At 45.7% G+C, this 22,105-nt stretch carries 21 protein-coding genes; 5 read left to right on the top strand and 16 right to left on the bottom strand.

Annotated elements, in window-relative coordinates:
* Nucleotides 1-65: 65 nt before the first annotated feature.
* From B1A98_RS16205 to B1A98_RS16180, 5 genes are all read right to left on the bottom strand, one after another.
* Nucleotides 66-1,256, bottom strand: coding sequence for an MFS transporter (locus B1A98_RS16205; RefSeq protein ID WP_063383824.1), 1,191 nt, complete (start codon nt 1,254-1,256; stop codon nt 66-68).
* The gene (locus B1A98_RS16200; RefSeq protein ID WP_041101166.1) at nt 1,253-1,693 is read right to left on the bottom strand and encodes a MarR family winged helix-turn-helix transcriptional regulator; all 441 of its coding nucleotides are present in this window, start codon (nt 1,691-1,693) and stop codon (nt 1,253-1,255) included. Before B1A98_RS16200 ends, B1A98_RS16205 begins: the two co-directional genes overlap by 4 nt.
* A gap of 605 nt (nt 1,694-2,298) precedes the next feature.
* Nucleotides 2,299-3,213 (bottom strand): diacylglycerol kinase, encoded by a 915-nt coding sequence (locus B1A98_RS16195; protein ID WP_063383823.1) that lies wholly within the window; start codon nt 3,211-3,213, stop codon nt 2,299-2,301.
* 106 nt (nt 3,214-3,319) lie between these two features.
* Nucleotides 3,320-4,120, bottom strand: coding sequence for an arylamine N-acetyltransferase (locus B1A98_RS16190; protein WP_041101162.1), 801 nt, complete (start codon nt 4,118-4,120; stop codon nt 3,320-3,322).
* Between the two features lie 201 nt (nt 4,121-4,321).
* Nucleotides 4,322-4,885 carry a thioredoxin family protein gene (locus B1A98_RS16180; RefSeq protein ID WP_063383821.1) on the bottom strand — a complete coding sequence of 188 codons (564 nt, stop codon included), beginning with the start codon at nt 4,883-4,885 and terminating at the stop codon, nt 4,322-4,324.
* 391 nt (nt 4,886-5,276) lie between these two features.
* Here B1A98_RS16180 and argC point away from each other — a divergent pair, with 391 nt between their 5' ends.
* From argC to B1A98_RS16160, 4 genes are all read left to right on the top strand, one after another.
* Nucleotides 5,277-6,314 carry an N-acetyl-gamma-glutamyl-phosphate reductase gene (gene argC, locus B1A98_RS16175; RefSeq protein WP_063383820.1) on the top strand — a complete coding sequence of 346 codons (1,038 nt, stop codon included), beginning with the start codon at nt 5,277-5,279 and terminating at the stop codon, nt 6,312-6,314.
* 23 nt (nt 6,315-6,337) lie between these two features.
* Nucleotides 6,338-7,570 (top strand): bifunctional ornithine acetyltransferase/N-acetylglutamate synthase, encoded by a 1,233-nt coding sequence (argJ, locus tag B1A98_RS16170; protein ID WP_063383819.1) that lies wholly within the window; start codon nt 6,338-6,340, stop codon nt 7,568-7,570.
* 63 nt (nt 7,571-7,633) lie between these two features.
* A complete protein-coding gene (gene argB / locus B1A98_RS16165; RefSeq protein ID WP_063383818.1) occupies nt 7,634-8,404 on the top strand; it encodes an acetylglutamate kinase in 771 nt (256 codons plus the stop codon).
* Entirely contained in the window at nt 8,401-9,570 is a 1,170-nt protein-coding gene (locus B1A98_RS16160) for an acetylornithine transaminase (protein WP_063383817.1), read from the top strand. The genes argB and B1A98_RS16160 overlap by 4 nt, the downstream gene beginning before the upstream one ends.
* A gap of 39 nt (nt 9,571-9,609) precedes the next feature.
* Here B1A98_RS16160 and B1A98_RS16155 read toward each other — a convergent pair whose 3' ends face one another.
* The 10 genes from B1A98_RS16155 to B1A98_RS16110 form a co-directional block, all read right to left on the bottom strand.
* Entirely contained in the window at nt 9,610-10,347 is a 738-nt protein-coding gene (locus B1A98_RS16155; protein WP_063383848.1) for a TPM domain-containing protein, read from the bottom strand.
* Nucleotides 10,347-10,925 carry a LemA family protein gene (locus B1A98_RS16150; RefSeq protein ID WP_041101148.1) on the bottom strand — a complete coding sequence of 193 codons (579 nt, stop codon included), beginning with the start codon at nt 10,923-10,925 and terminating at the stop codon, nt 10,347-10,349. The genes B1A98_RS16155 and B1A98_RS16150 overlap by 1 nt, the downstream gene beginning before the upstream one ends.
* 91 nt (nt 10,926-11,016) lie before the next feature.
* Nucleotides 11,017-11,787 carry an alpha/beta hydrolase gene (locus B1A98_RS16145; protein ID WP_063383816.1) on the bottom strand — a complete coding sequence of 257 codons (771 nt, stop codon included), beginning with the start codon at nt 11,785-11,787 and terminating at the stop codon, nt 11,017-11,019.
* Nucleotides 11,788-12,156: 369 nt separating this feature from the next.
* Nucleotides 12,157-13,587: an Asp-tRNA(Asn)/Glu-tRNA(Gln) amidotransferase subunit GatB gene (gene gatB, locus B1A98_RS16140; protein ID WP_041101144.1), complete on the bottom strand. Its 1,431-nt coding sequence runs from the start codon at nt 13,585-13,587 to the stop codon at nt 12,157-12,159.
* A 12-nt stretch (nt 13,588-13,599) separates the two neighbouring features.
* A complete protein-coding gene (gene gatA, locus B1A98_RS16135) occupies nt 13,600-15,057 on the bottom strand; it encodes an Asp-tRNA(Asn)/Glu-tRNA(Gln) amidotransferase subunit GatA (RefSeq protein WP_063383815.1) in 1,458 nt (485 codons plus the stop codon).
* Nucleotides 15,058-15,069: 12 nt separating this feature from the next.
* Nucleotides 15,070-15,360 (bottom strand): Asp-tRNA(Asn)/Glu-tRNA(Gln) amidotransferase subunit GatC, encoded by a 291-nt coding sequence (gatC, locus tag B1A98_RS16130; protein WP_041101140.1) that lies wholly within the window; start codon nt 15,358-15,360, stop codon nt 15,070-15,072.
* Nucleotides 15,361-15,578: 218 nt separating this feature from the next.
* Nucleotides 15,579-16,862, bottom strand: a complete 1,284-nt coding sequence (aceA, locus tag B1A98_RS16125; protein ID WP_063383814.1) for an isocitrate lyase — start codon at nt 16,860-16,862, stop codon at nt 15,579-15,581.
* Nucleotides 16,863-17,144: 282 nt separating this feature from the next.
* A complete protein-coding gene (locus tag B1A98_RS16120; RefSeq protein WP_063383813.1) occupies nt 17,145-19,115 on the bottom strand; it encodes a hypothetical protein in 1,971 nt (656 codons plus the stop codon).
* The gene (locus tag B1A98_RS16115) at nt 19,090-19,989 is read right to left on the bottom strand and encodes an ABC transporter ATP-binding protein (RefSeq protein WP_063383812.1); all 900 of its coding nucleotides are present in this window, start codon (nt 19,987-19,989) and stop codon (nt 19,090-19,092) included. The genes B1A98_RS16120 and B1A98_RS16115 overlap by 26 nt, the downstream gene beginning before the upstream one ends.
* Nucleotides 19,976-20,368 (bottom strand): GntR family transcriptional regulator, encoded by a 393-nt coding sequence (locus B1A98_RS16110; protein WP_063383811.1) that lies wholly within the window; start codon nt 20,366-20,368, stop codon nt 19,976-19,978. The genes B1A98_RS16115 and B1A98_RS16110 overlap by 14 nt, the downstream gene beginning before the upstream one ends.
* A gap of 238 nt (nt 20,369-20,606) precedes the next feature.
* Here B1A98_RS16110 and B1A98_RS20930 point away from each other — a divergent pair, with 238 nt between their 5' ends.
* Entirely contained in the window at nt 20,607-20,738 is a 132-nt protein-coding gene (locus B1A98_RS20930; RefSeq protein WP_256682629.1) for a hypothetical protein, read from the top strand.
* A 225-nt stretch (nt 20,739-20,963) separates the two neighbouring features.
* On the opposite strand, the gene B1A98_RS16105 is transcribed toward B1A98_RS20930, so the two are convergent.
* Nucleotides 20,964-22,097, bottom strand: a complete 1,134-nt coding sequence (locus B1A98_RS16105) for a CamS family sex pheromone protein (RefSeq protein WP_063383847.1) — start codon at nt 22,095-22,097, stop codon at nt 20,964-20,966.
* Between the last annotated feature and the right edge of the window lie 8 nt (nt 22,098-22,105).

The following is a 22,105-nucleotide window of genomic DNA, read 5'->3' as shown; positions in this document are numbered from 1 at the left end:
CACCTGCTCTTAGCCATCACTTCACAGCTTTGTTTTCCACAGTATAGTCCAAGCAGCCATTCCCATCAAATAGTTTGCCGGCTTTTCTGCTTGCGGCGGCCCTGCAACAGAAAATAAACGGCCAAACCGGCAGCGACATATGCCGAACAGGACAAATACAGTGTGCTGAAGCTCATGCCTGTTACAGCCCAGCCGATAATAAATGAACCGGCACCGATGCCTAAATCATAAATGGATAAAAAGGTTGCTGTAGCCAAGGCTTTTTTCTTAGGCGGTGCTTCTTGAATCGCAATGGTTTGAAAGCTTGGAAACAACGTGCCCCAGCCCAGTCCGATCATTCCGGCTGCCACAAGAAACACAAGAGCCGTTTCTGTCTGACTCAGCACAAACATCCCTGCAGCAAACAGAAGGATAGACGGATAGACAATCGCATGTGCCCCGTACCGGTCAAACCATCTGCCGGTGAATGGCCGTGACATCAACAAGACCACGGCATATACAACAAAAAAGTAACTAGCTACGCCGCTAATGTGCAGCTCCTCTGCATACACCGAAACGAATGATAGCAAAGAAGCGTATATAATTGAAAAAAACCCGCCGACAAGAGCGATCGGCATCGCCGAAAACTCAAACAAATCCCGCAGATTGAATTTCAATTGAAAAATGGAGACAACAGGAACAGATTGTTTCTGCTCATCGGTATGAATAACTAGACCAGCTGTCACAGCTAAACAGGCGATTGCTGCATTAATCGCAAACATCGCCGTATTTCCCAGCGATTGCATCACTGTCAGACCCAAAAAAGGACCGATAACCATCGCCAAGTTCGTTGACATCACATAATAACCCATTCCTTCCCCGCGCCGGGAACCGGGAATAATTTCAGCAACCATGGCTCCTGTAGCCGTTGTCGCCATCCCGAACCCAATGCCGTGAATGAACCGGACCGCTAGCATCATACCGAGTGTATCAGGGAAAAAGTACAATAATGAAGCCCCGAGAAAAATGATTTGTGAGCTGATGAGAACCGCCTTTTTGCCGAACTTCTCAATCCACTGCCCGGCAAAAGGACGAACAATAATCGCCGAAATAAGAAAAAATGTTGTCAGCAGCCCTGCCTGTGCTGAACTTCCCCCTAATGATTGAAGAGCATATACCGGCATGGTCACCAATAAAAAATAAAAAGCAACGAACAAAAAGAAATTGCTCGCTGATACACTGATAAAATCCTTCGTCCATAATGGCTCTTTATTCATTTCTTTTCTTCCTCTCCTTGCTGACTTTCCAATGAAGATAGCCACTCTGCCATCAGCTGCTGCAATTGCCGCTGATGTTCTTTTGAAAACCCTTTGATGGTTTGCTCGTTCATTTCCAGCACAGCCTTTTCCCAAACCGGATACTCTTTTTGTGCCAGTTCGGTCAGCTCGATAAACTTCATCCGCTTATCTTCACCCGGCACTTGCCTCACGTACCCTTGCTTGACAAGGCGCTGGATCGTCCGGGTCATTGGCGGTGCTTCCACCGCTAAGTACTCACTTAGCTCTTTTTGTGTCAGCCTGCCCTGCTGCATCAGCACATACAGCACAGACCATTGCGCACTGTAAAGGCCGTATTTCTGCAAAACGGTATTGTTGCGCTTCATAATTTGCCTGGACAATTGATGAACCGAGTGAAACAAAACATGTAATTCCATACACCTTCTCCTTTAATTACCTAGGTAACTATTTTCCGACTTTGCTATTGTATCATAAATTCCGACAAAAAGAATAGGCAATATTCATCTTTATGTGATTGCCCGCCGCTATGGGTACAAAACAAAAAACTGCCGAATGTTTCGGCAGTTTCGGACTGTAGACAAACTCAATGAAAATTGAAGTTGTGGTCCGCAGTCTTTTTCTTTTGCTTGTAGATGGGGGCTGTTGATTTCCATTCCAGGCTGCTTCGCTTTCTGCGGGCGGGCGGTGATCCCGCAGGAGTCTTCGCGCCTTCCATTCTTTACAAAGTTAGGGTAGCCGTATAATGATTACCTGTTTTAAAGTAAATAAAACGCTTGAGGTGATGAAGATGCTTTCGAAGCACACTCCCATTCAACGGAATCCAATGGAAACAATTGTCTGGTTCGCAAAGCGGAGGCAGCGGTTGATTTTTCTTTTATTGATGACTTGGCGGGGTCCGAAAATGGTCTGAATCAGCAATTCGAAGAGGTCTATCTTTCTCTCGAATAGCTTGAAAAGGATCTTTAAAAAATAGAAAGAGGTTCGGCATGATTTGATTCCGAACCTCTTTTGTTCATTCTTTTTAATAAATTCGGTCTTGCGGACGCAGCTGGTCAACCGGAACAAACACTTCCAAGTGGCGATATAAATTTTCAAAGTCTGCCGGCAGTGTGCCGCCCGGCTCGCCATCAAGATTCAGCAGCACCTTTTCTGGCGCGTGCACTTTAATGCGGTTCGCCTTTGTGTAAATCACATGCGGGTCATTTAAATGCTCTCCACGCAGGGCAAGCGTAGCAATCCGAATAAACTCCGCCAAATTCGTTTTCTTTAAAATCAATAAGGAAAACAAGCCATCGTTGACAGAAGAATCAGGCGCCAGCTTCTCAAAGCCGCCGACAGAATTGGTCAGCCCGATTAAAAACAGCATAACCTCTCCCTCGAATAACTTGCCATCATATTCAATCGTCACTTCAGAGGCTTTAATGGAAGGAAGCATTTCAATCCCTTTTAAATAGTAAGCCAGCTGGCCGATCATCGTTTTTAGCTTGCTCGGCACTTCGTATGTCAGCTCAGTCAAACGGCCGCCGCCAGCGATATTAATAAAGTATTTATCATTCATTCGTCCAATATCGACCGGGATGGTTTTCCCGGCTGTAATCACATCTACAGCTCCATCAATGTCGCGGGGGATCTGCAGGGCCCGGGCAAAATCATTGGTTGTCCCCATCGGAATCACGCCGAATTTCGGGCGATAATCCTTTCCCGCTAAACCGTTGACGACTTCATTCAACGTTCCGTCACCGCCAGCTGCAATCACTACATCAAACCGGCGCTCTACAGCTATTTCAGCCGCTCTTGTTGCATCACCTGAACTAGTAGTCGCATGGGCAGACGTTTCATAGCCGGCTTCCTCAAGCTTTTGCAGCACCTCCGGCAAATGCTTCTTAAACAGTTCGCGCCCTGAAGTAGGATTATAAATAATTCGTGCTCTTTTCATCTCTATCCATCCCAGTCTCATTTATGATCATGTTTAATTTTACCACTTACATTCCGCCTTATATCTTACTACTTTTTTCGTAAAAAAGCTATTTCTCAATTTTTGGCTATTTTGTAAACAAATGAACACCTCGCTCATTCAAAAACGCCAGCGACTCCTCTATTCCCTTTTCGTCAATCTGGAAAGCCTCCGCCACAGTGCGCAGCCAGGGAGTCTGTTCACGAAAATGATACTCCCGAATATCCCGGTAATTGATTACTTTCAGGGTTTGATTTCGCAAAAAATAACAATTGTTTCCTTGAAAGCGGACGGCCGAGATTCTTCGCATCGTAATATTACTGCTGCAGTCCTTATAAGAGGCCGCAATATCCTGCTGTAAATCTTCTTCTGTCAACGGCTCCCAAACGATCTGCTTCGTTACAAATGTTTTTCCATGCGATCGCCGTTCAAGCTGGAATATCTGCTCATTGCGGCTTGTGAAAATAATTTCTTCTCCAAACCCGTGAAGCACATGCCTCGGGCGGCTGTTTAACTCAATCGGGCGGGTAATGGGCGAACCGTAGCCAACATCCACATAAAAATGACGGTCGCCCATATGAACCATAATGGCTGCATGCCCAGGAAGCACACGGACAAATGAACAGGAAAAGCCCAATTCCTTAAGCAGGCGGGCAAAGTTCATATTCAATGAATAACAAGTGCCGCCCCATCCTCTGTTCGTAAGATTAACGGCAAATTGCGCAAACCCCGGCACGCGGCAGCCATGTTTCGTAAAGTAATGAAATTTGCTGAATGTTTCATAGGGAATCAGCGACAAATGATGCTGGATAAGCCGCTGCAAATAATTTAAGCTTGGTTGTTCTTTGTTCATTTTCAGCTGTTCCAAATATGCTGATACAGCATCCATATGTCCACCTTCTTCTTTCTTTTGTTTATCGTAACATGGAAACCGGATTGTTTCCCGCAGGAAGTTTGGCAAAAAGAAAGGTTGGGCCATATTGCACGAGCGGCCGGCAGCGGGGAGCCGAACAAAACGGGCTTAGCAGTAAAATCGGACACAGCAAAAAGGCCTCCGGAAAAACTTCCGAAAGCCTTTTGAAAGAGGCCGTTAAAACAGCCGCTCAGCTAAGGCTGTTTTAATGCTCCGGTATACTTCCTGCCACAATTCCCTTTTAGTAAGAAACGCATCCTGCAATTCCTTATACATTTCCTTCTGCTTTTCCGCAAACTCTTCATGATCGAGCGGCGGAAGACTGGAGCGCTTGCTGTTTACCAGTTCCTGCAGCGCTTGGGCACGCGGTCCCCAAACAGCCTTTTCTTCTCCCTGCTCGTTTATAAAGATGAAAATCGGTATTGCCCGGGACGTTCCATTTGTCAAATATTGATCCATCAGCTCTAAGTTTTCGTCTCTATATAAAAAGCGAACTTCCATGCCGGCATGACGGGCAATTTCAAGCAGAATCGGCACATTCAGCATAGCATCGCCGCACCAATCCTCCGTAAGCACAATCACTTTCAACGGCTCTGCCTGCAAACCTGTTAAAAAAGAAGCTTCGTCTTTTTGAATATGAAAAGAGGATTGAATTTGTTGAACTCTTTCCTTATTTTCTTTCATCTGTTTCATGTATTCATCTGCCGGGATACCCTTTTGAAACCAATCCATCAAATCCATGGTCTTTTCCTCCATTTATTGATTAAGAAGCCTCGTTACTTCTTCTTTGTTATTCGCTATTCTTTCCAGAAATCCTTTATTCTCTCCTGATTTGTCAAGCTCTATGAAGATTTTCAGCCGGATAGACAGTCACTCTTGTTTATCTAAAGCAATTTGTCAGAGTCTCCTTGACCGCTCCGCCTAAGCATCCTGCCTGACAGGAACAGGGCCACAGTTATGAACAGCGCAAAAAACAGGCAATGATCCATAAACTGAATGGCTCTTCTTATTATCTCATAAAGTGCGGCTTTTTTCTAAAAGTGGTTGATTTAATTCAGCAACCACTTTATAATTATAAAAAATTATTAATATTTATAAGTTTTTATAAATAAAAATACAACAGGAGGCTACAATGAAAGCTGCAGTTATTGGGGCTACTGGGTATGGAGGAATTGAGCTTATACGCCTTTTATCCAATCATCCAGACTTTTCCCTTCATTCTGTCTATTCATCAAGCAAAGATCAGGTGCCAGCAACAGAAGATTATCCCCATTTGAAAGATATTTGTCCTTTGCCTTTAATGAAAATTGATCCTGAAGAAATCACAAGCGAATGCGATGCCGTTTTTCTGGCAGTTCCTTCTGGAGCTTCTTCCGCTCTATCGCCTAAGCTTTTGAAAAATAACACGAAAGTGATTGATTTATCCGGCGACTTGCGCCTGAAAAATCCAGAACATTACGAAAAGTGGTACAAAAAAACTCCGGCTGATCTTCACACGTTAAATCAAGCGGTCTATGGCTTAACAGAATGGAACAGAGAAGCTGTCAAAAGAGCAAATCTCTTGTCCAATCCAGGCTGTTATCCGACAGCTGCCTTGCTCGGTCTGGCTCCGGCGATTCAGGGAGAAGTCATTGACGAAGCAGGGATTATCATTGACGCTAAATCAGGTGTATCCGGTGCTGGCCGCGGCCTTTCCCTTGCTGTTCACTTTGCGGAAATGAACGATAACTTTAAAATCTACAAGGTAAATCAGCACCAGCACATTCCTGAGATTGAACAGCAGCTGCTTCTTTGGGATCACAAGGTCAGCCCTGTTACTTTCTCTACTCACCTTTTGCCTATCACCCGAGGAATTATGACAACAATGTATGCTCAGCTGAAAAAAACAATGACAGCGACTGAACTGCACCAGTTATACGAAGAAGCCTATGCAGATGACGTTTTCGTCAGAGTCCGGCCGCTCGGCGAGTTTCCGGGAGTCAAAGAAGTAGCAGGCTCGAACTTCTGCGATATTGGAATAACTGTTGATGAACGCACGAATCGAGTCACTATTGTGTCAGTTATAGATAACTTAATGAAGGGAGCAGCAGGCCAGGCCATTCAGAATGCCAATTTGATGTTTGGTTTTGAGGAGACTGCCGGCTTGAAAGGATTCCCGATCTATCCATAATCCACTTTTAGGAGGTTCCTATTATGAATGCCATTAAAGAAACGGTCCATATTCAAACATTGCCGCAAGGCTCCATTATCTCGCCAAAAGGATTTTCCGCTGCCGGCGTACATGCGGGCTTGCGCCATTCTAAAAATGACTTAGGGGTTATTTTCAGTGAAGTTCCTGCCGAAAGTGCCGCTGTCTATACGACAAGCCACTTTCAAGCTGCCCCGATCAAAGTAACACAAGACAGCCTGTCAGTGGAAAATAAGCTGCAGGCCATCTTGGTCAATAGCGCCTGTGCCAATGCCTGCACCGGCAAGCAAGGACTAGCTGATGCTTATCAAACACGTGCATGGCTGGCAGAGCATTTAAATATTCCTGAACACTTGATCGCTGTTTCCTCAACCGGGGTCATCGGTGAATATTTAAAAATGGATAAAATAAAAGCCGGAATTTCCAGTTTGCATCCGGTGCCTGAAGCAGCCGCGGCCGAACAATTCGAATCCGCTATTTTAACAACGGACCTGGCTACAAAAAAGTGGGCTGTACAGGCGACCATTGACGGCAAAACTGTCACAATGGGCGGAGCTGCCAAAGGTTCCGGGATGATCAATCCAAACATGGCGACCATGCTTGCGTATGTGACAACAGATGCAGCTATTTCTTCTGTCCATTTGCAAACGGCATTAAGCGAAATTACAGACCAAACGTTCAACCAAATTACCGTTGACGGCGACACTTCAACTAATGACACAGTCGTGGTGATGGCCAACGGGCTGGCTGGCAATGCGCCGCTCTCCCCTGATCATCCGGAGTGGACGGTCTTCCTTTCAATGCTGCATCAAGTCAGTGAACAGCTTGCCAAAAAAATTGCCCGTGACGGCGAAGGGGCTACAAAGCTTGTTGAAGTGGAAGTTCTAGGTGCCGCATCGGATGAAGAAGCCAAGAAGGCCGCCAAGGAAGTTGTCGGTTCCAACTTGGTCAAAACAGCGGTCTATGGAGCGGATGCCAACTGGGGGAGAATTATTAGCGCTGTCGGCTACAGCGATATTGAAGTCAATCCTGACACCATCGATATCTCTATCGGCGATCATCTTATCCTCTCTCAAAGTGAAGTAGCCGACTATTCAGAAGAAGAAGTCATTGCTTACTTAAAAGGAGAAGAAATTAAAATTACCGTCAACCTGCATTTAGGTGAAGGCCATGGCTTCGCTTGGGGATGCGACCTTTCTTACGACTATATCAAGATTAACGCCAGCTACAGAACATAATTTGTCTTATACAGGGAGCCTGCAGACGTTGGCTCCTTGCTGGCTTTTTACAAGGAGGAGCTTATGAAAACGATCGTGGTAAAATGCGGCGGCAGTGTATTGGGGGAATTATCGGAAGCCTTTTTTGATAGCATGAAGGAACTAAAGGAGCAAGGCTATGCGATCGTATTTGTACATGGCGGCGGTCCTGAGATCAACTCTATGCTTGAAGCGCTGCAAGTGAAAACAGAATTTAAAAACGGGCTGCGTGTGACATCCGAACAAGTACTTCAAACAGCCGAACTGGCTCTTGCCGGCAGCTTAAACCGCCAGCTTGTCAGACTGCTTGAAAAACACGGAATCCCGGCAATCGGTTTAAATTCCAGTGACAACCGACTGCTTGAGGCCGACTTTATTGATCAAGAGCAGCTCGGTTACGTTGGAGATATAACAGCCGTGAATAGCCGCTTGATTCAGCTATTATGCGGGGAGCAGCTGCTTCCTGTGATGACTCCGCTCGCGGCAGGTCCGGACGGCACAGTATTGAATATTAATGCAGACCACGCTGCCTGTGCGGTAGCCAATGCCCTGCAGGCGGATCACTTTCTTATGGTGACCGATGTGGACGGCGTCTTAAAAAACGGAAAGCTTGTGCCGACGCTTACTGAAACAGAAACGAAAGCACTTATTGATGAGGGAGTCATTAGCGGCGGAATGATTCCGAAAGTCCATTCTGCCTTAAAGGCTTTTTCCGATCATGTGCAAAGCGTGCATATCGTTTCCGGAAAAAAAGCCTTTTATGAACAAGGTCAATGGCTTGGAACAAAATTTGTGAAGGAGAAGATAACAGTATGAGCAATTTGTTTCCGACTTATGCCCGCTGGGATGTAACGCCTGTGTCGGCCAAAGGAGCATGGCTGACAGACAAAAATGGAAAAACATATTTAGATTTTACAACCGGGATCAGCGTATGCAATCTCGGGCATGTGCCTGATCACGTAAAACAGGCGGTGAATGACCAGCTTGAAAAGTTTTGGCATACATCCAACCTCTTTCAAATTGAATTGCAGGAGGAAGTAGCTAAACAATTAACAGATGCCTCAGGGCTTGATTTAGTCTTTTTTGCAAATAGCGGAGCAGAGGCGAATGAAGCAGCCATCAAACTGGCACGCAAAGCAACCGGACGATCTAAAATCATCACATTTGTTGATTCCTTCCATGGACGCACATTCGGTACGATGGCAGCAACAGGCCAGGAAAAGATCAAAACCGGATTCGGCCCCATGCTCGAAAAGTTCGAGTATGTGCCTTTCAATGATCTAAAAGCATTGAAAGAAGCATTGGATACAGAAACGGCGGCTGTTATGTTTGAGGTAATTCAAGGAGAAGGCGGACTCAACACCGGCAACCCGGAGTTTTTGCGCCAGGCAGAAGAATGGGCTCATAAAAACGGCTCTCTTGTTATTGTGGATGAGGTCCAAACGGGTATCGGACGCACAGGCAAACCGTTTGCCTTCCAGCATATCGGCCTTGACCCCGATATTGTTTCCAGCGCGAAAGGCATTGCCAGCGGCCTGCCCCTCGGCGCTATCATCGGCAAAAAAGAATTGGCTGAAGCATTTTCGCCAGGATCGCACGGCTCCACATTCGGCGGCAACCCTATCTCTCTTGCCGCAGCGAAAGCAACGCTTGAAACCATCTTTGATGAAAGCTTTTTGTCACAGGTAAAACAAAAAGGAGAGAAGCTTTCTTCCTTGCTCGCAGAAGCCCTCTCTTCTGTTCCGCAAGTGAAAAGGCTAAAAGGCAAAGGCTTAATGATTGGCATAGAGCTAACTGCAGAAGCTGCGCCGCTCCTCTCGGCAGCGCGCCAAAAAGGACTGCTCATTCTAACGGCCGGCACGAATACGATCCGTCTTCTTCCGCCGCTGAATGTGACAGAAAAAGAAATTGAGCAGGCAGCAGCTCTGTTGATTGAAACAATTAAAGAGCATGCCTGCGAAAGCACAACAAAAAACGGGTGACTCTTTTGTAGAGTCACCCCTTCTCCCTGATATTTCACCTCACCAATTCCGGCCGGCTCCACCGCCTCCGGATGAGCCGCCTCCCCCGCCACGGCTTCCGCCTCCGCCGCCTCCGCGGGACAAAAAGACAAGAAAAATTTGAGTTAAAAAGCCGCCAAAAAATTTCATATCCAAAAAAATCACGATGGCAGCAATAACAATAAGCAAAAGCGGAGAAATCCCTATGCCTTCATCCCCAGCATAAGGCATTGCCTCTGCTGCATGGCCATCCCAGCCATATTCAGCAGCTGTTTCGTTGTACAGAGCTTTATAAGTATTCATCACCGCCTTAGCCGGCTCTTCATTTTTCAGATAAGGCGTCGCGTATTCATCTAAAATCCGGCCAACCTTGCCATCCGGCAGCGCTCCTTCCAGTCCATAGCCAACCTCTACCTGAATGTGCCGCTTCCCTTCTTCCTTTTCTGTTGTCAAAACGAGCAGCACTCCGTTATTGTCCGTTTCTCTTCCCAGGCCATATTGCCGAAAGGCTTCATTGGCATATTGAGTGATTGGCTTTCCTTCCGTCGTGGGCACAATCAGAACAGCCACTTGAGCAGTGGTAGCATCTTCAAGCTGCCGGCCCAGCTGGATCAGTTCAGCTTTTTGTTCAGCGGACAATACACCGGAAAAATCCTGAACATAAATATCTCCCCGCGGAGCAGGAGCGGCTAAAACCGGCAAAGTAAGCAATTGAATGAAAAGAATCGCTGCTGCCAAAAAGAAAGCAGCTTTTCTCATCATTCCTGTACACCCTCAAAATCTACTTTCGGCGCTTCCTTTGCTCCTGCCTCCGCCTTAAAGTACTCTTTTTCATCAAAGCCAAATATTCCTGCCATCAAAGAACCGGGGAATCTTTTTACTTTTTTATTGTATGCTGCCACTTGGGCATTGTAATCTTGACGGGCAACAGCTAACCGGTTTTCCGTTCCAGCCAATTCATCCATCAATTGCCTGAAGTTAGCGTCCGCTTTCAGCTGCGGGTAATTTTCAACAACGACCAGCAATCGGCTCAATGCCCCGGACAGCTCATCATTCGCCTCAGCTTGTTCTTGCGGCGATCCGGCTCCGGCTAATTTTGCCCGGGCATCCGAAACATTTTTTAACACTTCTTTTTCATGACTAGCAAAGCCTTTCACCGTATTCACTAGATTAGGAATCAAATCCATTCGCCGCTGCAGCTGATTTTCCACTTGGGCATAAGCTTGGTCAACATCCTCCTCTTTTGCAACCATGCTGTTATAGCTTGTTATGAGCATAGCCGCCAATACAATAACGATAATGGCAATAATAGCGAGTGGCCCCAAACTTCTTCTCATCATCTTCACCTCTTTGTTTTATCTTTTTATATTTACCTCTTTTTATGCAGATGGAAACCAAAATAACCTCCCGCTCTGCAAGAGCGGAAGGTTATTTCACTGCAACATAGGAAGAAGTCGCAGAAACAGCATGAATAAAGCGGGCCGCCTGCTCCGCAATGAGCTCCTTATCGTAATCCATGGAAGCGACATGATAGGAGTTAGGCAGCGTAACAAGCCGTTTGTTTTCGGAGGCGAGCGCCCGATAAATGAAAACCGTGTTTTCAGGAGGAACAACATGATCTGTCATTGATTTTATACATAAAGCTGGAATGGAAACTCTTCCGATAATCGGAGGAAGTTCAGCCATTAATTTCTGCAATTCGCGAATGGCCCGGACAGGCGCTTGTTCATACGCAATTTCCTGAACGCCTTCTTTTTTTATGTCAGGGGCTCCTTCTTTTATAAAACGGGGAGCTGGTGATGCTTTCAAATATTCAAAGGCAGGCAACGTCAAAGCTGCATTAATGGTAACTATGCCTTCAATATCCTTGTGCTGAGCAGCCAGCTTAAGAGCTAACGTCCCACCCATTGACTGTCCCATCACAAACACTCTTTTTCCGCGCTTTTTCAACTGTAAATATCCTTGCTTCAAGCTCTTATACCAATCCTCATGCGTGCACGGCTCCATATCAAGGTAATGGGTGCCATGCCCTTTTAAACGAGGAGCCAATACGGTAAAGCCCTGCTTTGCAAGCTCTTCCCCCAAAAACCGCACACTTTGCGGCGTACCAATAAACCCATGGGACAGCAAGATACCAATTTCGCTTCCTTCAAAGTAAAACGATTCTGCTCCTGGAATAACTGTAAACTGCTCTTTCATTATTGGCTCCCCTTTCAATTCCGATTATTTTTATAGGTTATGTATATATTAACGTTTAATTCCCCACAAGTCAACTTGGAATTAAAACTTTCTCTTTCCGGTTTAGACCACAAAATCATTTACTTTTCCCTGCTGTACAAAGATCCTCTCGCCTTAGCTTTAGAAAGAGATTCAAATGAAGGGGATTCCTTTTTGATGAGAGATTTCAAAATAATAAAAGCCGGGTCATCGCATGGAAGATAAGATAACCTTTCATGCAACACTGCTATAAAATCTCTTTACGAACGACGCTCATTTGCTTCTGCCTCTCATCAGCTCTTCGCTCATAAGAAAAAGCCTCTCAAGCAGACAGCTTAAGAGGCTTTGGGTTTACCGTTTTTTAATTTCTTCAAGTAATAATTTATTCAATACAGACGGATTGGCTTGTCCTTTAGATGCTTTCATGATTTGGCCGACAAGGAAGCCGACTGCTTTGCTTTTGCCATTTTTAAAGTCTTCGATAGATTGAGGGTTCGCATCGAGTGCTTCTGTAATAAATTGCATCAAGGCCCCTTCATCCGAAATCTGCACAAGTCCTTTTTCCTTGACGATTGTTTCCGGATCACCGCCGTTTTCAACAAGCTCTTTAAAGACTTTCTTCGCAATTTTAGAAGAAATCGTGCCTTTCTCGATTAAAGCAATCATGGCCGCCAGGTTCTGTGGTGTCAGGGCAACCTCTCCTAACTCTTTTCCTTCGGCGTTCAAGTAAGCTGACACTTCACTCATAAGCCAGTTAGAAGCCAGTTTAGGATCGGCTCCTTCTTGAACAGTCGCTTCGAAAAAGTCGGACATTTCCTTTGTGATCGTCAGCACTTTGGCATCATGCGCCGGCAGGCCCAGTTCGTTCATATAACGTTCTTTCCGCTGATCCGGCAATTCCGGAATAGAAGCGCGGACACGCTCTTTCCATTCATCGTCAATATACAATTCGACTAGATCTGGCTCAGGGAAGTAGCGGTAGTCATCAGACCCTTCTTTCACGCGCATAAGCAGGGTTTTGCCTGTCGCTTCATCAAAGCGGCGTGTTTCCTGTTCGATGACACCGCCGGAAGACAATACATCTGCCTGGCGCTTTTCTTCATACTCCAGCCCTTTTCTAACAAAGTTGAAAGAGTTTAAGTTTTTCAACTCTGTTTTCGTACCGAACTCTTCCTGACCGTATGGACGAAGGGAAATGTTGGCATCACAGCGAAGAGACCCTTCTTCCATCTTACAGTCGGACACTTCAGTATATTGAACGATGGATTTCAGCTTTTCAAGATAGGCATAGGCTTCTTCCGGCGTGCGAATATCCGGCTCAGAAACGATTTCAACAAGCGGCGTGCCTTGACGGTTGTAGTCGACAAGCGAATAACCGTTCCGGGAATGCGTTAATTTTCCGGCATCCTCCTCCAGATGAAGACGGGTAATGCCAATTTTCTTTTTCTCGCCGTTGACTTCAATCTCAATCCAGCCATTTTCGCCAATCGGCTTATCAAATTGGGAAATTTGGTAAGCTTTTGGATTGTCAGGATAAAAATAATTTTTACGGTCAAATTTCGTTTCTGTGTTAATTTCACAGTTTAACGCCATAGCCGCTTTCATCGCAAACTCTACTGCCTGCTTATTTAAAACAGGGAGCACACCTGGATAGGCAAGATCGATAACTGTTGTATTTGTGTTCGGCTCTGCTCCAAAATGAGCGGGAGCAGAAGAAAAGATTTTTGATTCTGTTTTCAATTCTACGTGGACTTCAAGCCCAATAACCGTTTCAAAGTTCATGTGTGTCACCCCTTACAGCGATGGTTTCTGTTGATGAAAATTTGTTGCCTGCTCATATGCATAAGCCGTGCGGTAAACTGTTTTTTCATCAAAGTGCTTGCCGATAATTTGCAGACCCAGCGGCATGCCGCCTGAGAATCCGCATGGCACGGAAATGCCCGGAACCCCTGCAAGGTTCACTGGAATCGTTAAGATATCGTTTGCATACATTGTCAGCGGGTCAGCAATATTTTCACCAATTTTAAAAGCAGGTGTCGGTGTTGTTGGCCCAATGATGACATCGTACTTTTCAAATACGTCTTCAAAATCTTTCTTAATCAGCGTGCGGACTTGCTGCGCTTTTTTGTAATAGGCATCGTAGTAGCCGGAGCTTAAAGCAAATGTACCGAGCATGATGCGGCGCTTCACTTCATCGCCAAAGCCTTCTGCACGCGTGTTTTTGTAAAGGTCGATTAAGCTTTCCGCATTTTCTGTCCGATAGCCGTAACGGATGCCGTCAAAGCGGGCAAGGTTAGAAGATGCTTCTGAAGAAGAAAGTAAATAGTAAGTGGCTAAGCCGTATTGTGAGTGCGGAAGAGACACTTCTTCCCATGTAGCACCCAAGCCTTCCAATACCTTCAAAGCGTCCATGACAGACTGACGGACATCAGCTGCGACGCCTTCACCTAAATACTCTTTCGGCACCGCAATTTTCAGGCCTTTAATGTCGCCTGTTAACGCATCGGAGTAAGTGTCAACTGGCACGTTAGCCGATGTGGCATCCATTGGGTCCACTCCTGAAATAGCCTCCAGCAAACGGGCGTTATCCTCTACGTTGCGTGTCAGCGGGCCGATTTGGTCTAAAGATGACGCAAAAGCAATCAAGCCGAAACGGGAAACACGGCCATATGTCGGTTTCAACCCGACCACGCCGCAAAAAGCTGCCGGCTGGCGAATGGAGCCGCCTGTATCAGATCCGAGCGAGAACGGAACTTCCCCTGCCGCAACCGCTGCCGCTGAACCGCCCGATGATCCTCCCGGCACTCTGCTTAAGTCCCATGGATTTGCTGTCTTCTGGTAGCTGGAATTTTCAGTGGATGACCCCATGGCGAATTCATCCATATTTAATTTTCCGATGGTGATGGCCTGCGCGTCCTGAAGCTTATTCATCACAGTCGCATCATAAATCGGATCGAAATTATTTAAAATCTGGCTGCCGCTCGTTGTGCGCAGTCCTTTGGTGACAATATTGTCTTTAATCCCGATTGGCATTCCAAACAGCAGCCCTTTAGATTCATCTGTACCAATCTTCGCCTGCAAGGCCTCTGCTTGTTTGCGGGCATTTTCTTCATTCAATGTAATAAATGCTTTGACTTTCTCTTCTACTTCGCCAATTCTTTTATAAGATTCACCCACTAAATCAGGGATCGAAATTTCTTTCTTATGTAAAAGGTCGTGAAGTTCAGTCAACGTATGATTAAATAATGACATTTCGTTCTCTCCTTACTCAATGATCGCCGGCACTCGGATTTGTCCATCTTCGTGATCTGGAGCATTTTTCAATACTTCTTCACGCGGCAGCCCCGGCTTGGATTGATCTTCGCGCAGTACGTTTTTCATGTCTAATACGTGCGACGTCGGTTTCACGCCTGTTGTATCAAGTTCATTTAACTGCTCAGCAAATTGAATAATACTGTCAAGCTGAGCGGTGAATTTTTCTACTTCTTCATCTGTTACCGCCAGACGCGCAAGATGAGCGACGTGTCTGACTTGCTCTTCGGAAATTCGTGACAATTCCCTTCACCTCCAAGAAAAATGTAAAACGGTCACAATACTATTCATCTTATCAAATAATAAGGCGTACTAGCAATATGCCAACGGATTTCTCCAGCCTTTATTTTAGCACGCTTTTGTCCATTCAAATAGCTTGTATTCCGAAGAAAACCATTTATGGTCTTTTCAAACAAAAACTCCAAAAAAGCTGCCTCCATTAATGGAGGCAGCTCGTTGAATCAGCCCTGTGTTTGAAATTGCTCTTCCTCGGTTGAACCTTTCAACGCAGTTGTGGAGGATTCGCCGCCGGATACAACCATTGACACTTGGTCGAAGTAGCCCGTGCCCACTTCACGCTGGTGGCGGGTAGCTGTATAGCCGTCTTTTTCGGAGTCAAATTCCGCTTGCTGCAGCTCGGAGTAAGCACCCATTCCGCGATCTTTGTAGCCAAGCGCCAACTGGAACATGCTATGGTTCAAGGAGTGGAAGCCAGCCAATGTAACAAACTGGAACTTATAGCCCATTTTGCTAAGCTCTACTTGGAATGTTTCGATCGTTTCGTCATCAAGCTTCGCTTTCCAGTTGAAAGAAGGCGAGCAGTTATACGCAAGCATTTTTCCAGGGAACTTCTCGTGAATGGCTTCTGCAAAACGGCGGGCTTCTTCCAAGTTTGGCTCGGATGTTTCGCACCAGATCAGATCAGCATACGGAGCATAAGCTAATCCGCGGGCAATCGCTTGATCTAGTCCTGCTTTTGTACGGTAGAAGCCGTCCGGTGTACGCTCGCCAGTGATGAATGGCGCATCGGCCGGATCAAAATCACTTGTAATCAAATCTGCGGCGTTGGCATCTGTACGGGCAACGAGAAGAGTCGGCGTTCCCATGACATCAGCTGCAAGGCGGGCAGCAATCAAATTTTTCACTGCTGTTTTCGTTGGAAGCAACACCTTTCCTCCTAAATGGCCGCATTTCTTCTCTGAAGAAAGCTGGTCTTCAAAGTGAACGCCCGCTGCCCCTGCTTCAATCATGCCCTTCATTAATTCAAATACGTTCAGCTGACCTCCAAAGCCTGCTTCCGCATCTGCTACGATCGGCGCAAAGTAATCAATGGAGTCATCGCCTTCCATGTGAGCGATTTGGTCGGCGCGCTGCAATGCTTGATTGATGCGCTTGACTACGCTCGGCACACTGTTTGCCGGATACAAGCTTTGGTCCGGATACATATGACCAGAAAGGTTTGCATCCGCCGCCACTTGCCAGCCGCTCAAGTAAATAGCCTTCAGTCCGGCTTTTACTTGCTGGACAGCCTGGTTTCCAGTTAAAGCACCAAGCGCATTAATGAAGTCTTCTGTATTTAAATAGTTCCATAGTTTTTCAGCTCCGCGGCGTGCCAATGTATGTTCAATATCAATAGATCCGCGCAGCTTAATCACTTCCTCCGCAGAATACGGACGAGTAACCCCTTGCCATCTTTTATCATTCTCCCATTGCTCTTGTAATTGCTGTACGCGTTCGTTTGTCATTTTGATTCCTCCCATACGTTTTTGTGAATGTTATGCAATGGCTGTTTGAAAAAGTTATGTAACAGCACTGCCCTTATTTTTTCGGCATTCCCTCTTTGCATGCCCGCTGCTTCTATGTTCGTGGCTGATTAGTTGATCACTCTTTGTTATAAAACAGTTAACTTTCTATGTTTGTATTATATAACAGAGATAAAAAAATGGAAACCCCCTTTTTCAAACAATTTTAAATTTTCTTTTCGACAAAAAAATAAAAGGCTGCCGAGAAACTCTCGGCAACCTCTGTTATTCTCTTATTCCCACAGCAGATACTTCTTTATTTCCTTTCCATCTGACGAGCAGCGTCTTGCTGCCTTCATCGCTTAAATTCGCAGGATCCAGCAGCTTCTTTAATTGAGCAGGATCTTTCACCTGCTGAGCCGGCACCGGGAAATCACCAAGCGGAGATGCTTGATCCACGAAAGAATGTCCAATCATATAATCAATGAATTGCTGGCGGCGCTCTTCTGTATCTGTCGTGAAGATATACGCTTCCAACGCTTGTTCGGCTGAGGCAAAGCTGCTGCCTCCCTTAACCTTTTGGCGAATATAGTTAACTGTCTGTTCCTGTCCAAGGTAAATTGGCACCGATAGCATTTCCCCATCGGTAAACCAGACCTGCACCTCGCCAACATATGAAAAGTCATACTCTTTAAACTGAGGCGACGTGTCATTTAAAGCATCGTTCTTCATCATTTGGAGCAAATCCATCATTTCTTTCTGCTCTGTCACCCGGAGCACTTCTTGGGCTTGCGTTTCAACGACCGTTAAATAACTAATTTTTTCAGGCCGGGAAATCGCAAACAGCGGATTAGACTTTCTTTTGAACTCCGAATTATCTCTTATTTCTTTTGTTATTCCAGCTAATTGTTTCGATTCAACATAATAATGGCGCTGCACTTGGCTGCCGTCCTTCAGCTTATACTTAATTCCGACTGGGTACCCTCGCTGCCTGGATGGTTTCCCCTTCTTCACTAGCTGCTTATGAAGGGAGATCGCTTGCTGGATCGATTCTTTTTCCTTCATTTCCCCTGCCATCTTTTTATCTACAGCAACAGAATCAGGAATATACGCTCCACTGTCAAAGAAATGATCCCCGATATAGACGGATGTAACCTCATTTTCTTCAGGAACTTTCTTCTCATATGCGTTGGCAAAAATGGCTGTCGGCACAAGCAAAACAAGGAGGGCAGCGATATAAAGAACAAACCCTTTCCATGGCCAGGAGAGGCGCAAGGTTTTCTGAACGATCATTTGCATAATCGTATAGCCGGCAAAAGCTCCAATGAGACCGCCAAACATCGTCCAGCCGAGCGCTCCATCCAAAAATTCCGCAAAGTACAGCCCGCCAGTGAGCATCGCCATCAGCGTCAGGCTAAAGATAAATAAAGAGCGGAAAAACGGAAAAGCAATCGTCTCATCTACGGCTTCTGCGGGTCTGATTTTATAAACAAAGTACGAAACGGCGACAAGCACAACAATCAGTGCAAGATAAAGAGTCAGTTCTAAGCCGCTGAAGGGCTTGTTCTCAATCAAAGAACCCCTTATCAGGAAAATTCCTTCTTGGAATACATCCTCTATATAAGCATCAGCAGCCAGACCGTTCACAAAAAAGCGGGCATTCGCCAAAACCAGCATAATGAGCGCCCCCGGCAAAATGAAAATACCGTAAGCCATCACTCCTTGCAGCAGCGTAGAGCCGATAAATAAACCGACGAACACCGTTACTGTAAACAACAGCAGAATGATAATCAGTGCAAGGCCCATCCAGCTGAAAATATCACTGATTGTGTAAAGCGGCAGCTTAAGAAACGGCCGGATCAGCAGCATCACTATTCCATTTAACACAACCGGCAGGATCAGCGCTGCACCGCCCGCCGCGTACACATGAGTCAATAAAGTTTCCCGCTTAAATGGCAGGCTGTTCATAAAATCGGACGAGCCTTTTTTCGTCATGTAACTCGTTAAAATCAAGCCGGTAATAACAGGAAAGACAAGGAAAGTCATGTACTGAAACTCATAAGAGAAATGAAGCAGTCCATTTTTCCCTTTAATGGGCAAAAGCTCCTCCGGCGTTTCCGTATTCAAGAAAACCATCCACATGCCGAGCGGCAGAATGATTAAGAGTGCCAGCGCAAAAAAGATGCTGACCCATAAAACAGAGCGGGCATGCTGCTGAAACAGCCCCTTATTAAACGATAAGATTCCGGATTTCATAGCCGACACTCCCCATTTCATACGTAAATATCTCTTCAAGCGTCAGCGGCAGGATATCGAAAATAGCCGGTTCAAATGATTGAACATGCCGTTCGATGCCCTCCTCCTGTCCGCGGACGATGCAAATAAACACGCGGCCCCGTTTTTCATAATGAAGAAGATTTAAGCCGTCCAAGAACGACTGGTCAGGCACTTGCCGGAAAGCCACCTGCACCTTGCAAATATCCGTCTTTAATTCTTCTAATTCACGCTCAAATAACAGCCCGCCTTTATGCATAATACCGACACTGTCACAAAAGTCCTCCATCTCGCGGAGGTTATGGGAGGAGACAATCACTGTCATTTCCCGCTCGCTCACATCTTGGATCAAGAGGTTCTTTACTTGCTGGCGCACAACCGGATCAAGGCCGTCAAATGGTTCATCAAGCACAAGCACGTCTGGCATCGCTGATAAAGTTAAGATAAAGGCCGCCTGCCGCTGCATCCCCTTAGACATCCTTGAAAGCTTGGCATGCGGGTCCAGACCGAAATGCTCATACAGTTGAACGAAGCGCCGGTCATTCCAGCGTGTGTACACCGCTTTATAAAAGGCTGCCATCTGCATCAGCGTCGATTGCTGAAAGAAATAGGGCTGATCCGGGATAAATATCGTTCGTTCCTTCACCTCCGGCTGCTCATAGACGGCTGCTTCCCCAATTTTTGCTGCTCCCTTATCTGGACGCATGATTCCGGTAATAATTTTTAAAAAGGTCGTCTTTCCAGCTCCATTAGAGCCGAGCAGCCCGTAGATAGATCCTTTTTTCACATGAATGGATACATCCTTTACCGCTTCATAGCGGCCGAATCGCTTCGATATGTTTTCAGCTGTAATCATCCTCGCCCCCCCTTTCCGGCTCATCCATCGTCTCAATCAAACGAATAATATCCTCTTTTGATACGCCTAAAAATAAAATCTCTCCTACAACCCTCTCCAGTTCCTTCTTCAGCACCATCATCCGCTCCTCGCTGATTTCTTTTTTTACAGGGGCGACAAAGCTTCCCTTGCCCGGGACCGAATAAATATATCCTTCCCGCTCCAATTCGCGGTACGCCTTTTGAATCGTATTAGGATTTATTGTCAAATCCTGAGCCAGTGACCGAACAGACGGCAGCTTTTCGTCTTCCTTCCACACTTCGCGAATGATCAGTTCCTTTAACTTGCTCATCAGCTGCTCATAAATCGGCACACGGCTCCTCGTATCAATCGTAAACATCGCTTCGCTTCCTTTCGGCAAACCGTATTAACTGTATTAATATTTATAATACAGTTTTCAGGAAATATCAACCTTTTTTGATAAATTTAAAAACAGCAGCCGAGTTTAACGTTCTCGCTCCTGTGTATCAAAAATTCTCTTTATCTTTCCATGGTCCTGGCTGCAAAGCCGGGCCGGCCAATCCATCCACCACAAAAAAATGGTATAATTTGAAAAAAGAAGATATAGGAGTGAGTGTATGGGATTCCTCGTTATCGCGATCCTATTAATTTATTTATTTGACTTCACAAAACTGAGAAAGCAAAATCAAACGATAATTGAACAAAATAAAAAAATGATTTCCCTGCTGGAGGAAATCAAAAATAAATGAACGGCCTTTTCATAACAGAGGTGTTTGTCAGACTTCAAGAGTTCAGAGAGAATGACCAGCCGCTGCCTAGCTGGCTACGGCTCCCGGACATCGGCTTGCAAACAGGCGTATAGAACTAACGATTCTTCGCCCTCGTTCGCAGGCAATACAAAAAGACCGCAGGCAAACTCGATGTCCATTCAAGTCTGCCTGCGGTCTGAAGCAGGGTCTGCCCCCTCTTTTCAGTTACTCATATATATGCACTTGCGGTTCTTTCTCATTCGCTTTTTTCACAATCAATGCTTCTGGCCCATTGACTGAGGAAATCGTTAACTCGATTGGGATATAGGCCGGGAAGTGATCCATCACTAGCCCTGTCACATACTGTGTAAAGCCAATGGCCTCGGCTTTTCCGTAAAATTGAATAGGGATTTTGATTTTCAAGTCAACAAGCTCTTCTCCATTATAAAGAGCGGTACCGACAACACCATTATAGTTTTTGAATTCCTTCTCCAAATCCTGCTTGAAGTTCAAAAAGTAGGTCATATCATCCCTATGGTCTTTTTCCGCTTCAGGCGATGGGAACAGGTAATATTTCTCCTTCACCTTCTCCCATCCTCTAATGTCGCTTTCATCGGCATCAAGATGGGTATAAGCGATAAAATTGCCGGGCACAACTGAGTTTTTCGGCGCCTGCTTAAATAAAGCAATCGTGACAGGCACATCCTTTAACCCTTTTGTTTGCCGGACTCGTTTGGCTACCTCTTCCGCTATTTTCTTCCCTTCCTGCTCAACGACTTCATCGTCCAGTTTATTTTCATATACCGCCCCGTATTTCTCTTTCGTGTAATAATGCACTGAGTTCAAAGCCAGGCCGATAACCGCTCCCGATAACTGCAAGGAATTGTTTTCTGTTTTAGTTAAATAATCGTGCTCCATGATATGCGACAAATAAATCGGACTCTTTTTATTCCGCTGCTCCACAGAGCCTTTTTCATCGTCTATCGGATTCAGCCCCAGGTTCTCTTCCGGCTTCAGTTCTTTTTTCTTGAGCTGTTCATCGGTATACTTCCGCTTCAGCCACGCTTTGATGACATCTCCATCTAACATTTGCCCTTCTTGGAACAAATAATTCTTCGGAGAAAAATTGTCTTGGGCAATTCTCATTAACCCCGTTTCAAACTCTACAATGTCATAGCGTGTATTCAGATTAGAGACCACCATTCCCCTTGCCTTTCCCGGCTTAAAGGGGATGATCGTCCGGTAAAAATTCTCAGAAACTTGGTAGTTGGGAATAATCGCTTTCTCCTGCTTCCCGTCTCCCCGGATCACTTCTTCTTTCTTCTCTAATTTCGGCGCGCACCCGCTCACAAGAAGCATCGCTGCAA

Origin of the sequence: Pseudobacillus badius (assembly GCF_002189605.1) — a bacterium.
GTDB lineage: Bacteria > Bacillota > Bacilli > Bacillales > Domibacillaceae > Pseudobacillus > Pseudobacillus badius.
Note: the sequence above shows the minus strand (reverse complement) of the source record. Positions and strands in the feature narration are given on the sequence as shown.

Coding starts and splice junctions, on each gene's coding strand:
- B1A98_RS16205 (WP_063383824.1), bottom strand. CDS start 1,256: ATGAATAAAGAGCCATTATGGACGAAGGATTTTATCAGTGTATCAGCG.
- B1A98_RS16200 (WP_041101166.1), bottom strand. CDS start 1,693: ATGGAATTACATGTTTTGTTTCACTCGGTTCATCAATTGTCCAGGCAA.
- B1A98_RS16195 (WP_063383823.1), bottom strand. CDS start 3,213: ATGAAAAGAGCACGAATTATTTATAATCCTACTTCAGGGCGCGAACTG.
- B1A98_RS16190 (WP_041101162.1), bottom strand. CDS start 4,120: ATGGATGCTGTATCAGCATATTTGGAACAGCTGAAAATGAACAAAGAA.
- B1A98_RS16180 (WP_063383821.1), bottom strand. CDS start 4,885: ATGGATTTGATGGATTGGTTTCAAAAGGGTATCCCGGCAGATGAATAC.
- argC (WP_063383820.1), top strand. CDS start 5,277: ATGAAAGCTGCAGTTATTGGGGCTACTGGGTATGGAGGAATTGAGCTT.
- argJ (WP_063383819.1), top strand. CDS start 6,338: ATGAATGCCATTAAAGAAACGGTCCATATTCAAACATTGCCGCAAGGC.
- argB (WP_063383818.1), top strand. CDS start 7,634: ATGAAAACGATCGTGGTAAAATGCGGCGGCAGTGTATTGGGGGAATTA.
- B1A98_RS16160 (WP_063383817.1), top strand. CDS start 8,401: ATGAGCAATTTGTTTCCGACTTATGCCCGCTGGGATGTAACGCCTGTG.
- B1A98_RS16155 (WP_063383848.1), bottom strand. CDS start 10,347: ATGAGAAAAGCTGCTTTCTTTTTGGCAGCAGCGATTCTTTTCATTCAA.
- B1A98_RS16150 (WP_041101148.1), bottom strand. CDS start 10,925: ATGAGAAGAAGTTTGGGGCCACTCGCTATTATTGCCATTATCGTTATT.
- B1A98_RS16145 (WP_063383816.1), bottom strand. CDS start 11,787: ATGAAAGAGCAGTTTACAGTTATTCCAGGAGCAGAATCGTTTTACTTT.
- gatB (WP_041101144.1), bottom strand. CDS start 13,587: ATGAACTTTGAAACGGTTATTGGGCTTGAAGTCCACGTAGAATTGAAA.
- gatA (WP_063383815.1), bottom strand. CDS start 15,057: ATGTCATTATTTAATCATACGTTGACTGAACTTCACGACCTTTTACAT.
- aceA (WP_063383814.1), bottom strand. CDS start 16,862: ATGACAAACGAACGCGTACAGCAATTACAAGAGCAATGGGAGAATGAT.
- B1A98_RS16120 (WP_063383813.1), bottom strand. CDS start 19,115: ATGAAATCCGGAATCTTATCGTTTAATAAGGGGCTGTTTCAGCAGCAT.
- B1A98_RS16115 (WP_063383812.1), bottom strand. CDS start 19,989: ATGATTACAGCTGAAAACATATCGAAGCGATTCGGCCGCTATGAAGCG.
- B1A98_RS16110 (WP_063383811.1), bottom strand. CDS start 20,368: ATGTTTACGATTGATACGAGGAGCCGTGTGCCGATTTATGAGCAGCTG.
- B1A98_RS20930 (WP_256682629.1), top strand. CDS start 20,607: ATGGGATTCCTCGTTATCGCGATCCTATTAATTTATTTATTTGACTTC.
- B1A98_RS16105 (WP_063383847.1), bottom strand. CDS start 22,097: ATGCTTCTTGTGAGCGGGTGCGCGCCGAAATTAGAGAAGAAAGAAGAA.